Raw genomic sequence first — 15691 nt, forward strand, 5'->3', positions numbered from 1 at the left:
ATGAAACAAGTTACAAAAGTGCACTATCATAGTGTGAGTAAAAATTTAGATGTTTATTTTGATGATCACTCTGAAGTTATATTTAGCGCTGAGTTTTTACGGGTACACTCTCCCTCAGCAGAGGTTCAAGGCCATGGTTCTGAGTCTATGAAGTTAGTACTAAATAAACAAGCAGTGGGAATTAAAACCATTACGCCGGTAGGGCATTACGCGTTACGTTTAGAGTTTGACGATGGCCATAACAGTGGGCTGTTCAGCTGGCAATATTTTGCTAAGTTACAAGCTGAGCAAACAAGCTTGTGGGATACGTATTTAGAGCGCGTTAAACAACATGAAAACAACAAAGACAGCGTACCCATAAAGTTTGTTCCCTAGTATTTGGTCTGAACTTATACTCTGTGAGTGAGAAAAAAGCGGCAATTAAGCCACTTTTTTCTCTTAGTAGTTAAACTTTATATTTTGAAATTGCTTGATGAAGTACCCTTGCTTGCTCAGATACCTCTTCACTGGTTTGCGCATTAGTTTGTGAGTGAGCCGCAGCCCCCTCTGCAATATCTCGAATTCGGACCACGTTTTTATTTACCTCAGAAGCTACCTGACTTTGCTCATCAATAGCAGTAGCAATATGTGTACTCATTTCCATAATAGTTTGCACATCAATGGTAATTGAACCTAACAGCTCACCCGCTTTTGTTGCTTGTGTAGCACTTTCGCCACCTTGAGTACGACATTGATGCATGATACTCACAACTTCTTGAGTACGCTGTTGTAGGGTGTTAATAATGCCTTCTATTTCGCTGGTTGACTCCTGCGTACGCTGCGCAAGTGAGCGCACTTCATCTGCAACAACCGCAAAGCCACGACCTTGTTCACCCGCTCTCGCCGCTTCAATGGCAGCATTTAAAGCAAGTAAATTAGTTTGCTCTGCAATGGCACGTATCACATCAAGCACAGAACCTATGGTTTCACCGTCTTTTTCAAGCTGAGATACCACACCTGATGCATTAACTAAAGAATCCGATAAGGCATTAATGTGCTTAATGGTTGACTCGACTTCAACCTGACCTTGCTGGGCGCTTACATTGGTTGATTCAGCTTTTTTTGCTGCAGCTTCAGTATTGTGTGAAATATCTTGAATTGTTGCCTGCATTTCTGTGGCAGCGGTTGCTACCATATCCGCTTCATGTAATTGCTCTTGCATACCAGAGCTCGTCGCTGAGGTTGTTTCAGATAGGTTCCCTGTTGCTATATTAAGCGTTGTTAGAGCCGTATTTACTTCGTAGATGAGATCTTTAAAGTCGCTAATTAAACTATTAAAGTCTATGGTCATTCTGGTAACTTCATCTTTTCCTTTATGCTCTATAAACAAACTTAAATCATTGTTTTGTCTTATCTTATCTATTGCTTGATAAACTTTTTCAATAGGTTGGATAATTGAACGACTGGTTAAATACACAAGTACCATAACGATGATCCCTGCAATAACAAATATAACTATTGCAAATACTTGCGCTTGTTGAGCCGTATGGCTTACCTGTTTCTCAGTAGCCTTTGTAATCAAGGTAACCACTTCATCACTCTTTTTAACACTCGCTCTCATTTTACCTAGTGCGCCTGAACTTAAGTCGAGCCCCAAAGCAACTTGCGCTTCAACGAGTGCTGTAAATTTAGCTTGATAATTGTCAGATAACGTCATCACCTGAGAACGTACATTATTAGGAAGTTCTGCAATGCTAACCTGTTGCTTTAGCTCACTTGATAATTTATTAAATCGATCTAGATATTTCGTATCCTGACGCAACATAAAGTCTTTTTCTGCGCGACGAAGCTGTAACATGATTGTAAGTAGTTGGTAATTATTTTGCTCATTGAGCAGTGTTTCTATTTGATGAACCGCTTCTCTGAGCTCACCATAAAGTGCATCCTTTGGGTGCAACCCAATTGTTCGTTGCAACTTTACAACAGTTTTAAAGTCATCATGATAGCGCTTGGCAAGCGAAGACATTTGATTTACCTGTTCGGTTGCAATCGCAAGCTCAGTAGATAATACCGATAACTTTTTTAGTTTTATTAATAACTGTTCGTATTCTTGCTCAAACAAAGCAAGTCTTGATTCATCTTTGTAAAATAAAAAGTCTTTTTCGTACTTTCGCATCGTCAACTCATGAACACTCAGCTCTTGTGAATATTGCACTGTCTGATTCAATTTAAGCATAATCCGCGATTGATAAATGACGATAAAAAGCATCACAATCATTGCTAAACCAACGACTAATGCGTTCAGTTGTAAGCGGCGTTTGATGGTCAGATTTTGTAAAAAACTCATTGTAAATACCTATTTTAAGTTTGCCAGCGCGTAAAACTATTATTTTTATTTAAATCGTTTAAAAATAAAAAAGGAAAAGGGTCACCAGTAAAACCTAACCATCAGAAACTCCTTTTTATAACGGGCAATATAAAACTTTCGACTGTCCAATAGTATTACCTAATTTTATAACTCTCGCCAATGATAAGTTAAATACCTCACTTTTTTACTCATCAACCTAAGGTCTGTTGACCTTTCAACTTTATTATATTGTTATACGTTGATGATCAATTCATTAAAGTTATTTTTAATATTATTGACTTAGTTCTATCGCTGGCTAAATTTACTGCAATTAAGTCGTTGTTATTGCATATAAGGCGGGTATACTAAGTCACATAACTTATGTATCTTGTTGAGGGTAAAATAATGGATTACAGCACTTCTGATTTATGTGATCATTTTGCAGATGTGGTTGATGTGCTTGAACCTATGTTCATCAACTTTGGTGGTCGACACAGCTTTGGTGGCCGCATTAAAACGGTAAAATGTTTTGAAAATAATGAACTGATCCGCCAATTACTTTCTCAAGATGGTACAGATCAGATTTTACTTATTGATGGCGGCGGTTCAACTCGCAGAGCATTAATTGATATTGAATTGGCTGAGTTGGCACTTGAAAACAATTGGCAAGGTATTATCGTGTATGGAGCGGTTCGTCATGTTGATGAACTTGAAGAGCTTGATATAGGAATTCAAGCCATTGCGTCAATCCCTGTTGCTGCCGACAGTGAAGGCGCTGGCGAAAGCGGTATAGGCGTTAACTTTGCTGGCGTATCATTTTTTGATGATGATTTTGTTTATGCTGACAGTACTGGCATTGTACTTTCTGCTGAAGAATTAGAGCTAGAAATAATAGAACTGTAGCGTGACTGTTCACCTTAAAGTATATAACGAAAGCACGCTCAAGCGCATTTGCTCTAACCGTGCTGGCGAGCTAAAAGCATGGCAGTCAATGGCATTACTTGACGCAAACGTTAATATACAACAAGCGCTTACTGATGCTGCACAATTTGGTATGCGCTTTGTTTTATTGGGCGTTTGCGAAGACATTGGACCTAGAGCCAATTTAGGTAAAGGCGGAGCACAGCATGCTTGGCTTGCTTTTTTACAGCACTTTTTAAATCAACCTCACACTGATTCTATCGCCATGCAAAAAGTTCTGCTGCTTGGTGAAGTAAATCTCGACGACTTAATGGAACAAGCACATCCGCTTGATAACCAAAATCCTGACGATTTAGATCAATTACGCCAGTTGTGCGCTGAGATTGATCTGCGCGTTGAAACTGTTTTAAGCATGATTTTTAAAGCAGGCCTTGAGCCTATCATTATTGGCGGTGGACACAACAACTGCCTAGGCATTATTCGCTCGCTTGCAAAATATAAAAATTGCGCAATTAATGCCATTAATTTAGACCCTCATGCCGATTTTAGAGAGTGTGAAGGCAGACACAGTGGCAATGGTTTTCATTATGCCTACCAAGAGCAACATCTAAATAATTACCATGTGATTGGCTTGCATGAGCTTAAAAATAATCAACAAATTTTTAATGCAATGCAAAATGCAAAATTTAGTTTTACCAGCTATCAAGCGATTAATGTTAGGCGAAAAATAAGTTTAACGGAGGCAACTAACAATGCACTAAACGCATTTGATAACGCACCGTTAGGAATAGAAGTTGATTTAGATAGCCTAACCAACATGCCTGCAAGCGCATTTAATTATTGCGGTTTTGATGTTAGCGATGGCGAGCATTATGTTTATTTAGCTGCAAGTAATCATCACAGTGCTTATTTACATTTATGCGAAGCAGCACCGTCGCAACATCCTCACTCTCTTGCTGCGGGTAAATTGCAATGTGGTCAAGTTATTAGCGCCTTAGTAAATACCTACCTACAAACCAAGCAAAATATTTAATCTTCCTCTTGCGCCTGTAACCACTGCTTAAACCAACTCATTAATCCTAAACTACTTAAAGGGTGTCCGTAATAGTAGCCTTGTGAGGCATAAGCTTTTAAACTTTTCACAAACTTCAACTGGTCTAGTGTTTCAACACCTTCAAAGATCACTTTTGTTTGTTGTTGATTATGCATTTCCACCATACCACTGACTAAGCTGCGTATATTATTTTGATTGCTAAAATCAGCAGTTAAGGCTGGAGATACTTTAATGTACTCTACCGCTAAACTTGGTAATTTAGACAGTAATACGGGGTTATCTCCCAAGCCATCAACGCATACTTTTAAACCTAAATTATTGAGCCTTGCGATCATCGCTCTGCCTTTATCATCAAGGCTGGTGAAAACATCAAGTGGGCATTCAATTATTAAATCGCCGGGTCTTAGTTGATGCTCACCAATCACTGCGTAAACAAAATCAACAAACTCTTCATTGAGCATCTCCGAACCAAATAAATTAACACTCAAAGGGACTGGCATTCCTTCCATACGAAGTGCCATAGCTAATTCGCCAGCACGCTCAATAACAAAAGTAGCCAGTGAATACTCAAGCCCTGCAATTCTAATATCCTTGATAAATCGACTTGCTGATAAAATACCTTGCGTTGGGTGTTGCCAACGTAATAACAATTCTAAAAATTCAATTTGCCCATCATCATTTCGAATAACAGGTTGAAAAAACAACTCAAATTCATCGACAAAGCTAATGTTTGCAAGCTCTGCTAATCGGGCTTGTTGCTCTAGATGCTCAGTCATCATTTGTTGATGATAGGCCACTATTTGTTTACTTGGATGACTATCAAGCGCTAAAAAAGCACGGCTAATTAACTCATCAAACGGCGTAGTTTGTTGTTCACAATGAACGTAACTGGCTCTTACTTTTACCTCAATGGTGCAATTAGCTACATTAAATGGCTTTAATGTAGCACCAATAATTTTTTCTATAAGCTGTTGATGTAAATGGTTATGACCTTGTAAATTACAAATAAACGCAAAATTTAACCCGCCTAAATGGGCCAATTTAGCATGCAGCTCAAGGTAAAATACCTCATCGCTTTCCAATAAATCTTTAATACGACTTGCCGACTGCGACAGCAGTAAATCACCAAAATCACGTCCAATATGTTGATTAACTTGCGCAAACCCCTCTAGCCTTAACACGATCAGAGCCGCTCTAAATGAATCTTCATTGCTTAGTTCATTATACTTTTGGCGTAACTGTTGTTTATTAGGAAAACTAGCTAAAGGTGACTTTTCAACATACACCTCGGTCTCGGTTTCTGGCTTTGAGGACGCAGTAACGCTTGACTCATTATCAATTAAAAAACCACTAATTGAGAGTATTAAAATAGCCACGATCAGCCACGATATATGCAACGTGAAAAAAAGATGCCCTATGAATAATAAAACAAGTAATCCTGTTGCACAGGTACTTATAAGCCACGGTATTTTTTGTTTTTGCAAACTTACTTGATGAAAGTTAAAAACAAAACCTACTAATAACAAAAAAGCAAGCCAAGGTATTTCGCTACTGACCATCGCTAAGCCAATGAACCCAGTACATAATAAGCTTAGCCTCATGACGTTATTTTTAACGGTGAATAGCGTTGCAACCATCGCCATTAAAAGCGCACCACTTAAAAAAGTAGCGACATTGTTATAACTTAATAACGCGCCACCCATAGCCGGCGCACTCACTGACATTAAATAGAGCATAGGTTTGGGAATTAAATCTTATAATCAGCTAAGTTTACCTAATATCCATAGGTTTAACAGTTTATTTACTCCAAACTGATAACTTAATTGCGCCGGGTGGTCAATTTGCCAATGTGCTATATCTGCGCGAGCACCGACTTTTAATACGCCTCTATCAGTAAGACCTAAAGCACGAGCAGCGTTTGTTGTTACACCTTTCAATGCTTGCTCTGGCGTTAAATTAAATAAAGTGCAAGCCATATTCATCATTAATTGCAACGAACATAATGGTGATGTGCCGGGATTAAAGTCACTGGCGATCGCAATGGGTACTTTGTATTTATTTAACAGCTCAATTGGTGGGTATTTAGTTTCTTTTAAAAAATAAAAAGCCCCAGGCAACAATACCGCCACAGTGCCTGCGTTTGCCATAGCTTTAACGCCAGCTTCATCAAGGTATTCTAAATGATCTGCTGATAAACCATTGTATTGTGCCACCAGCGCTGCACCGTGTTGATTTGATAATTGCTCGGCATGACACTTGATTGCCAAACCGTGTTTTTTAGCTGCATCAAATACGCGTTGAGTTTGTGCGTAGCTAAAGCCAATGTCTTCACAAAATACGTCAACTGCATCCACTAGGTCATGTTCAACAAGCGTGCTTAGCATTTCATTACATACCAAATCTATGTAATCATCACTGCGGTTTTTAAACGCCAAAGGTAGCGCATGCGCCCCTAAAAAGGTGTTAACCACTTCAATGGGGTGATGTTGATTTAACAGCCTAGCCACCTCCAATATTTTTTTCTCATTGTCTATATCAAGCCCATACCCTGACTTAATTTCAACCGTCGTCACCCCTTCAGCTAACAATGCATTTAAACGCTCTTTTGCTGCTACAAATAACTGTTCGTGGTCAGCCTCTCGGGTTGCTTTAACTGTACTTGCTATTCCCCCTCCCTGCGCGGCTATTTGCTGATAGCTCACGCCATGCAAACGCTGCTCAAACTCTTGCGCACGAGAACCGGCAAACACTAAATGTGTATGGCAATCAATTAAGCCTGGGGTTAACCATTGCCCTTTAACACTTAATATCGGGGTGGCTAACACATCAAAATTAGGTAAATCAGCTTGCTTACCTAGCCACACTATTTTGCCATTTTTAATAGCTAACGCCGCATTTTCTATCGCCCCATAAGGCGCATCAATATTGCTATCCATAGTGGCAATGTTGGCATCTGTGAGCAATAAATCGATATCATTTAACTGTTCTGTAGATTCTGTGGCTTGCATAAGCTTCTCCGCGATAATGTTCAAACGAGTTTAACAACACATCTTGTATATACAAGGTAATTATGCCATCTTATTAAGTATTGTTTATTTTTAATACACCAAAAGCGTCTATGCCAACACCTAAATTTACACAAATAAAACAGTTTATTGTGGACAAAATACGCAGTGGGCTTTGGCTTGAAAACCAACGCGTGCCCTCAGAAAATGAACTGGCAAAGCAGTTTGCGGTAAGCAGAATGACCGCACGTCGAGCGCTAAGTGAGCTAACTGATACAGGCATTTTAACCCGTAGCCAAGGGCTAGGTACTTTTGTCGCAAGCTTTAAGTCGCAGTCATCACTACTGGAAATAAAAAACATTGCGCATGAAGTCAAAGAGCGAAACGGAAACTACAGCTGCACAGTACAGGTGTTGGAATCAATCAATGCCGTGGCGCCAATTGCTATTGCTTTAGGTGTTGAGGTAGATAGTGTGGTGTACCGAAGTGTCATTATTCATAACGAAAACGACAGCCCCTTGCAAGTTGAAGAGCGCTTTGTAAACCCGTTACTTGCGAAGGATTATTTACAACAAGATTTTACCGCTCTCACCCCACACGAATACCTATCAACAGTTGCCCCATTAACACAAGCAAGGCACACCGTAGAGGCTATAACGCCAAATAATGAAATGTGTCAATGGCTTAACCTATATAACGAAGAGCCATGCTTACAAGTAATACGCCGCACTTGGTCGGTTAACGGGATTGTTAGCTTTGCACGACTTATATCGCCGGGCAGTAAGTACCGCTTGGGCGGACAATTAACATTTAAAAATAATAATAAAGCGCATAACGCATAACACTATTTAACAGGAGTGAACAATGAATCATCGACTGGACACACAACGCGAAATACGCGCGCAACATGGCAATCAAATAACCACCAAAAGCTGGCAAACCGAAGCGGCTAAACGCATGCTAATGAATAATTTAGACCCTGATGTTGCAGAGCACCCTCAAGCTCTGGTGGTTTATGGTGGTATTGGCCGTGCTGCACGTGATTGGCCAAGTTATGACAAAATAATTGCCACACTTGAACGCCTAGAAAATGACGAAACCTTATTAGTGCAATCAGGCAAACCTGTGGGTGTATTTAAAACTCATAGCAATGCACCACGCGTGTTAATTGCCAATTCAAACCTAGTACCGCACTGGGCAAATTGGGAACACTTTAACGAGCTAGATAAAAAAGGCTTGATGATGTACGGCCAAATGACCGCAGGGTCTTGGATTTACATTGGCTCTCAAGGCATAGTGCAAGGCACTTACGAAACGTTTGTAGCTATGGCAAAACAGCATTTTGCTGGTAATGCTAAAGGTAAGTGGGTATTAACGGGTGGCCTTGGAGGTATGGGGGGGGCGCAACCATTAGCGGCTACCATGGCAGGCTTTAGTGCCTTGGTGGTGGAATGTGATGAAAGCCGTATCGATTTTCGGATAAAAACAGGATATGTCGATGTAAAAGCCACAGATCTTGAGCATGCACTAAAATTAATAACAGATGCTTGCATAAAAGGTGAAGCGCTTTCTGTGGGTTTACTAGGTAACGCCGCCGATGTGTTTAGTACCTTGGTAAAAAGTGGGGTGACCCCCGATATAGTTACCGATCAAACCTCAGCTCATGATCCACTTAACGGTTACCTGCCACAAGATTGGAGTATGGAATACGCAGCTAAAATGCGAATCGATAACCCAAAAGCGGTTGTAAAAGCGGCTAAACAGTCAATGGCAGTCCAAGTAAAGGCGATGCTGGCACTACAAAAAGCGGGCGCAGCAACAACCGACTATGGTAATAATATTCGTCAAATGGCCCTAGAAGAAGGCGTGAGTAATGCATTTGATTTCCCTGGGTTTGTGCCTGCGTATATTCGTCCATTATTTTGTGAAGGTATTGGTCCGTTTAGGTGGGTAGCGCTATCTGGCGATCCTGAAGATATTTATAAAACCGATGCAAAAGTAAAAGAACTCATTCCAGATGATAAACACCTACATAATTGGCTTGATATGGCGCGTGAGCGAATTCAATTTCAAGGCTTGCCTGCACGTATTTGTTGGGTCGGTTTAAAAGATAGAGCGCGCCTTGCTGTTGCCTTTAACGATATGGTTAAAAGCGGTGAGCTTAAAGCGCCGGTAGTTATTGGACGAGATCATCTCGACTCAGGCTCAGTTGCCAGTCCTAACCGTGAAACTGAAAGTATGAAAGATGGCTCCGACGCGGTCTCCGATTGGCCACTATTAAATGCTCTGCTTAATACCGCAGGCGGTGCTACTTGGGTATCGCTTCACCATGGCGGCGGTGTAGGTATGGGTTTTAGCCAGCACTCAGGCGTAGTGATTGTTGCCGATGGTACCGATGAAGCAGAGCAGCGTCTTGCTCGAGTATTATGGAACGATCCCGCCACCGGTGTAATGCGCCATGCTGATGCGGGTTATGAAATTGCAAAAAACTGTGCGCAACAGCAGCAGCTAGACTTACCAATGCTTAATGAGGACAAGTCATGATTTCATATACACTCAAACCGGGTCAGCTTGACTTAAACACGCTAAGAAAAATTAACAAATCAGCCATACACTTAACTCTGGCCAATAATGCACAGGCGCAAATAGCTGCCAGTGCTCAAACAGTCCAAAACGTGATAAACGAACATCGCACTGTATATGGCATTAATACTGGCTTTGGGTTATTGGCCAATACTAAAATCGCTGACGATGAACTCGAACTATTACAACGTAGTATCGTGCTTTCACACGCCGCAGGTATTGGTGAATTAATGGATGACAGCACCGTTAGGTTGATGATCACGCTAAAAATAAACTCTTTATCGCGCGGTTATTCTGGTATTCGCTTAGCTGTGCTTGAGTTTTTTATGCAGCTGCTTAAAAGTGAAGTTTACCCTTGCGTGCCTAAAAAGGGCTCAGTGGGCGCATCGGGCGATTTAGCACCGCTTGCGCATATGTGTTTGCCTTTATTGGGTGAGGGCCAAATGCGTTACCAAGGTGAGCTGATAAGTGCTGCACAAGGACTCAAGATTGCAGGCCTAGAACCTCTTACATTAGCCGCTAAAGAAGGCTTGGCATTATTAAATGGCACGCAAGCATCCACTGCATTTGCACTTCAGGGATTATTTAGAGCCGAAGACTTGTATGCACAAAGCTGTGTTATTGGCTCTATAAGTATAGAAGCGGCCATGGGCAGTCGCGCGCCATTTGATGCACGTATTCATGACATTCGTGGTCAGCGTGGGCAAATAGATACGGCTCACGTATTTAGAGAATTACTCGATACCCACTCACAAATTAGTGACTCACATATTAATTGTGAAAAAGTACAAGACCCATATTGTCTGCGTTGCCAACCGCAAGTACTTGGTGCATGCTTAACCCAAATACGCCAAGCCGCCGAAGTACTACTGTGTGAATCAAACGGAGTAACCGATAACCCTCTCGTATTTGCCGATGTAGGGGATATTATTTCAGGCGGAAACTTTCATGCTGAGCCCGTTGCTATGGCCGCTGATAACCTGGCGATTGCTATTGCTGAAATTGGCGCCTTAGCTGAGCGACGTATTGCCCTACTGATTGACTCTAATTTATCTAAATTACCGCCATTTTTAGTAAAAAACGGTGGGGTAAATTCAGGATTTATGATTGCTCAAGTCACCGCAGCTGCGCTCGCCTCTGAGAACAAGTCACTAGCACACCCAGCCTCGGTAGATAGCTTACCAACTTCAGCTAATCAGGAAGACCATGTTTCCATGGCAACGTTTGCAGCACGACGACTGGTTGATATGGCTAATAATACGCAAGGCGTACTGGCCATAGAATGGCTCAGTGCTGCCCAAGGGCTTGAATTTAGAGCACCACTTCGCGCGTGTGATAAAGTAGAAAGTGCCAAAGCACTGCTACGCCAACATGTTAGTTATTATGACAAAGACCGGTATTTTGCTCCCGATATTGAAGCGGCTAACACGCTACTAAGTGAAGGTAAGTTGTGTGACTTTATAAAAAACTCGCCCTTACCTTCTTATTAAATAGCCTGAACTCTGGTTAAGAGATTTACAAACGTATTAAATCAATATGATATTTATGTTTATTTTCTCTAGCCAGAGATTTCCAGTGAAAACAAGGCGAAATTACGCGTCAATAGCTCGCCTATTGCAAGTAAATTCAACGCAGTTAGGACTGAAAATAGCTGCTTGAGATAGATTTATTATTCAGAGTTCAGGTTAAATACCATACTGATAACTAAAACCCAGCGCTTCTATCGCTGAGCCAATAACTTTGCGCTCAGCGACTTCATCACTACTAAAGCTTGGCATTTGTGTGCCATACAGCTCACACTTTTTTGCATAATAATCTGCTTTGGTCGGGTGCGCGGGGTTCACCACGTTATAAATGCTTTGTCCTTGCGACCAGTTATTAAGGACCACGTAAATCGCATTGATTACATCTTGTTGATGCACCATATTCACTACTTGCTGACTAGAGGTATTAAGTTCTTTACCCGCCACAAAACGACCAGGCTCTCTATTTGGCCCCAACAATCCGGCTAAGCGAAGCACTTTACCTTGCTGTTCAAGCACTTGCTCTTCAGCGTCATACAGCTTTATTTGTCGCTCGTTAGTGCCTGATATATCGCTGCTTTCACTATAAACGCCAGGTTCTTGGTCATATACCCCAGTCGATGAGCACAATAAAAAGCCTTTGCAATTAAGCTCAGTTGCCAGCTTTAACGCCTGCTCAAGCACTTGCGGATAATCACTTTCGCTATCTCGACTGCGAGGCGGGATTGCACAGACCCAATACGCATTTTGTAAATCCACTTGGTGCTGCAGCTCGCCGTTTTGTAAAACAAACTGACGTTCAAAATCAAATTGATGAGTGTCACTTCGATGAGTTCCCTGCACTTGCCAACCTTGCTTTTGTGCATCAATACATAAGGCTTGGCCAAGCCAGCCAGCGCCAAGAACGACTAAATTATCTTTGTTGGTTTGCACTTTATTTACCCTTATTAAAACTCAATCAACGCGTTTTATAGCGATAAAAAATATAATTAACTTTATGCGACTAAAAATAATATTAGCAAACGCTGATTGCAGAAGATATTAACACACGCTTTTTTTCGATTAGTAATCTCTTTAATGATACCGCAACCATTCATTACATACCTGCAGATAAAGCGTATGACTTAAGTGACTTACCGAGAGTAATATATAAAACGATTGCTCAATTTAAGCTTTAAAAAACGATGGCTGCTAACAAGGCGTTTAAGGGTGAAATTTAAGCGCTTTGCTCTTGTTTTTAATTTATTCAGCACCATATCTTTAGGGTCTGTTTATCTGCAGTTTTAATCAAGTTTCGTTATATAACGCTATTTTTATGAGCGAGATCTCATTTTTCTGTTTTAAATGAAGATCTTTTTATTGAGGTAGTTTGATGTTTAGCAGAGTCTGGTATAGTAGCGCAGGTAATAAACAGTGCTTTTTAAGCAGCTTAATACAAAATTGCTAATTAATGTGTCCTAAAGGTTAATTTAAAGAATACATTAATTATCAATTGTAAAAAATGGGTTAGCCGATGCACGGCTAGCAAAAAAACACATTGTAACGGTTTTATCATGATATCTAATTTATTTACCAAGATTTTTGGTAGTCGCAATGACCGCACTATTAAAAACCTAAGAAAGACGGTCGCACTGATCAATGCACTTGAAACGCAACTAGAAGCGCTTTCAGATGAAGATTTAAAAGCTAAAACAGCCGAGTTTAGAGAGCGTTACGATAACGGACAAAGCTTAGGCGATATTCTACCAGAAGCATTTGCAGTGGTACGTGAAGCATCAAAGCGTGTAAACGGTATGCGTCACTTCGACGTGCAGTTATTAGGTGGTATGGTTTTACACCAAGGTCGTATCGCAGAAATGCGTACCGGTGAAGGTAAAACACTCACAGCGACACTGCCGGCTTATTTAAATGGTTTAACAGGTAAAGGTGTTCATGTCATTACCGTGAATGACTACTTGGCCAAACGTGATGCTGAAACCAACCGCCCATTATTTGAATTTTTAGGGTTAACCGTAGGCTGTAATGTTCCGGGCATGATGCCGCAACAGAAAAAACAAGCCTATGAAGCTGACATCACTTACGGTACCAATAACGAATTTGGTTTTGATTACCTGCGTGACAACATGGCATTTAGCATTGATGAGCGCGTACAACGCCCATTATTTTATGCCGTAGTGGATGAAGTGGATTCAATCCTTATTGATGAAGCACGTACGCCACTGATTATTTCTGGTCCTGCTGAAGATAGCTCTGAGCTATACACTGAAATTAATACCATTGTTCCTCTACTTGAATTACAAGAAAAAGAAGACGAGGAAGGGATTGAAGGCGATGGCGATTTCACAATCGATGAGAAATCTAAGCAAGTTCATCTTACTGAGCGTGGGCAAATAAAAGTTGAAGAGTTACTTACAGAGCGCGGCTTAATTGAAGAAGGTGATTCACTGTACTCAGCAGCGAGCATCACGCTACTTAGTCACGTTTATGCCGCTCTTCGTGCGCACAAGCTTTACCAAAAAGATGTTGATTACGTTATCAAAGAAAACGAAGTCATCATTATTGATGAGCACACAGGTCGTTCAATGGAAGGACGTCGTTGGTCAGAAGGTTTACACCAAGCTGTAGAGGCAAAAGAAGGTGTGAAAATTCAAAACGAGAACCAAACATTAGCCTCTATTACGTTCCAAAATTACTTCCGCTTGTACGAAACGCTAGCAGGTATGACAGGCACAGCCGACACAGAAGCGTTTGAGTTTCAGTCTATCTACGGTTTAGACACTGTGGTTATGCCAACCAATAAACCAATGATCCGCGATGATCGCGCTGATTTAGTTTACTTAACGCAAGAAGAAAAGTACGAAGCGATTTTAGCAGACATTAAAGACTGTCAAGAACGTGGTCAGCCTGTACTTGTAGGTACTATCTCAATTGAAAGCTCTGAGTACTTATCGCAGTTTTTACGCAAAGAAAAAATTAAGCACAACGTACTTAATGCTAAATTCCACGCACAAGAAGCAGACATTGTTTCTGATGCGGGCTTACCAGGCACAGTCACGATTGCCACTAACATGGCCGGTCGTGGTACCGATATTGTACTTGGTGGTAATTGGAACAGCGAAGTTGAAAAACTTGAGAACCCAACTGACGAACAAATTGCTGAAATAAAAGCAGCATGGAAAATTCGCCATGATGCGGTAATTGATGCTGGCGGCTTACACATTATTGGTACTGAGCGTCATGAATCACGTCGTATTGATAACCAGTTACGTGGTCGTTCTGGCCGTCAAGGTGATGCCGGTTCAAGCCGTTTCTACCTATCGATGGATGATGCGTTAATGCGTATTTTTGCCGGTGAGCGCATGACTAACATGATGCGTAAACTAGGTATGCAACGTGGTGAAGCCATTGAACACCCATGGGTAAACCGCGCAATCGAAAACGCCCAGCGTAAAGTAGAAGCACGTAACTTTGATGTGCGTAAACAGCTACTTGAGTACGATGATGTAGCAAACGACCAACGTCGTGTTGTTTACTCTCAACGTAACGAATTGCTTGAAGAAGGTGATATTTCAGAAACGATTACCGCTATCCGTGGTGATGTGCTCGCCGGTGTGATTGATCAATACATTGCCCCACAAAGCTTGGCTGAAATGTGGGATATCCCAGGGCTTGAAGAACGCTTAAAACAAGACTTCTTGATTGAGTTACCACTTTCGCAGTGGTTAGCTGATGACAATAAACTGTATGAAGAAAAACTGCGTGAGCGTATTGAAGAAGCGGTTGAACAAGCTTACAAGCAAAAAGAACAAATGGTTGGCGATTCTGTACTGCGCCAGTTTGAAAAAGCCATTATGCTTCAAAGTCTTGACCAACATTGGAAAGACCATCTTGCTGCAATGGATCACTTACGCCAAGGTATTCACTTACGTGGTTATGCACAAAAGAATCCTAAGCAAGAGTACAAACGTGAGTCGTTTGAATTGTTCTCTGAAATGCTAGAAAACTTAAAAGTCGATGTCGTCGGTATTTTAAGTAAAGTACAAGTTCGCGCTGAAGAAGATGTTGAAAAAGTAGAAGAGCAACACCGTAAAAGTGAAAATGCCCCTCGCGAATATCAACATGAAGAAGCAGAGCACGTAGGTGGTGAAGCACCACAAAGCGCTCAGGTTATGGCGCGTAGCGAGCCAAAAGTGGGTCGTAACGATCCATGTCCATGTGGTTCAGGTCAAAAATACAAACAATGTTGTGGTAAATTAAAATAACACCACTTTGTTACGTT

The 15691-nt window shown here is 41.2% G+C and carries 11 protein-coding genes; 7 read left to right on the forward strand and 4 right to left on the reverse strand.

From position 1 onward, the window contains the following. Window positions 1-375, forward strand: coding sequence for a gamma-butyrobetaine hydroxylase-like domain-containing protein (locus tag KG708_RS09715; RefSeq protein ID WP_213609244.1), 375 nt, complete (start codon window positions 1-3; stop codon window positions 373-375). Between the two features lie 70 nt (window positions 376-445). Here KG708_RS09715 and KG708_RS09720 read toward each other — a convergent pair whose 3' ends face one another. Beyond that, the gene (locus tag KG708_RS09720; protein WP_213609246.1) at window positions 446-2326 is read right to left on the reverse strand and encodes a methyl-accepting chemotaxis protein; all 1881 of its coding nucleotides are present in this window, start codon (window positions 2324-2326) and stop codon (window positions 446-448) included. A gap of 405 nt (window positions 2327-2731) precedes the next feature. Between KG708_RS09720 and rraA the strand changes: the two genes are divergently transcribed. Beyond that, window positions 2732-3229, forward strand: coding sequence for a ribonuclease E activity regulator RraA (gene rraA, locus KG708_RS09725; protein WP_213609248.1), 498 nt, complete (start codon window positions 2732-2734; stop codon window positions 3227-3229). A 1-nt stretch (window position 3230) separates the two neighbouring features. Next, window positions 3231-4280: an arginase family protein gene (locus tag KG708_RS09730; RefSeq protein ID WP_213609250.1), complete on the forward strand. Its 1050-nt coding sequence runs from the start codon at window positions 3231-3233 to the stop codon at window positions 4278-4280. On the opposite strand, the gene KG708_RS09735 is transcribed toward KG708_RS09730, so the two are convergent. Together KG708_RS09735 and hutI are read right to left on the reverse strand one after the other, a co-directional pair. Further along, entirely contained in the window at window positions 4277-6004 is a 1728-nt protein-coding gene (locus tag KG708_RS09735; RefSeq protein ID WP_213609363.1) for a bifunctional diguanylate cyclase/phosphodiesterase, read from the reverse strand. The genes KG708_RS09730 and KG708_RS09735 overlap by 4 nt on opposite strands. 57 nt (window positions 6005-6061) lie before the next feature. Further along, window positions 6062-7309 (reverse strand): imidazolonepropionase, encoded by a 1248-nt coding sequence (hutI, locus tag KG708_RS09740; RefSeq protein WP_213609252.1) that lies wholly within the window; start codon window positions 7307-7309, stop codon window positions 6062-6064. Between the two features lie 110 nt (window positions 7310-7419). Between hutI and hutC the strand changes: the two genes are divergently transcribed. Genes hutC through hutH form a run of 3 tightly spaced genes read left to right on the forward strand, consistent with a single transcriptional unit; the run spans window position 7420 to window position 11379 of the window. Beyond that, window positions 7420-8148, forward strand: a complete 729-nt coding sequence (gene hutC / locus KG708_RS09745) for a histidine utilization repressor (protein ID WP_058155442.1) — start codon at window positions 7420-7422, stop codon at window positions 8146-8148. 22 nt (window positions 8149-8170) lie between these two features. Then, window positions 8171-9850 carry a urocanate hydratase gene (hutU, locus tag KG708_RS09750; RefSeq protein ID WP_213609254.1) on the forward strand — a complete coding sequence of 560 codons (1680 nt, stop codon included), beginning with the start codon at window positions 8171-8173 and terminating at the stop codon, window positions 9848-9850. Next, window positions 9847-11379 carry a histidine ammonia-lyase gene (hutH, locus tag KG708_RS09755; RefSeq protein WP_213609256.1) on the forward strand — a complete coding sequence of 511 codons (1533 nt, stop codon included), beginning with the start codon at window positions 9847-9849 and terminating at the stop codon, window positions 11377-11379. Before hutU ends, hutH begins: the two co-directional genes overlap by 4 nt. A gap of 195 nt (window positions 11380-11574) precedes the next feature. Here hutH and KG708_RS09760 read toward each other — a convergent pair whose 3' ends face one another. Continuing rightward, on the reverse strand, window positions 11575-12345 hold the full coding sequence (locus KG708_RS09760) for an NADP-binding protein (protein WP_213609258.1): 771 nt from the start codon (window positions 12343-12345) through the stop codon (window positions 11575-11577). Window positions 12346-12965: 620 nt separating this feature from the next. On the opposite strand from KG708_RS09760, the gene secA reads away from it, so the two are divergent. Beyond that, window positions 12966-15674 (forward strand): preprotein translocase subunit SecA, encoded by a 2709-nt coding sequence (gene secA, locus KG708_RS09765; protein ID WP_213609260.1) that lies wholly within the window; start codon window positions 12966-12968, stop codon window positions 15672-15674. The last annotated feature ends 17 nt before the right edge of the window (window positions 15675-15691 follow it).

It is taken from the genome of Pseudoalteromonas sp. (assembly GCF_018402495.1).
GTDB lineage: Bacteria > Pseudomonadota > Gammaproteobacteria > Enterobacterales > Alteromonadaceae > Pseudoalteromonas.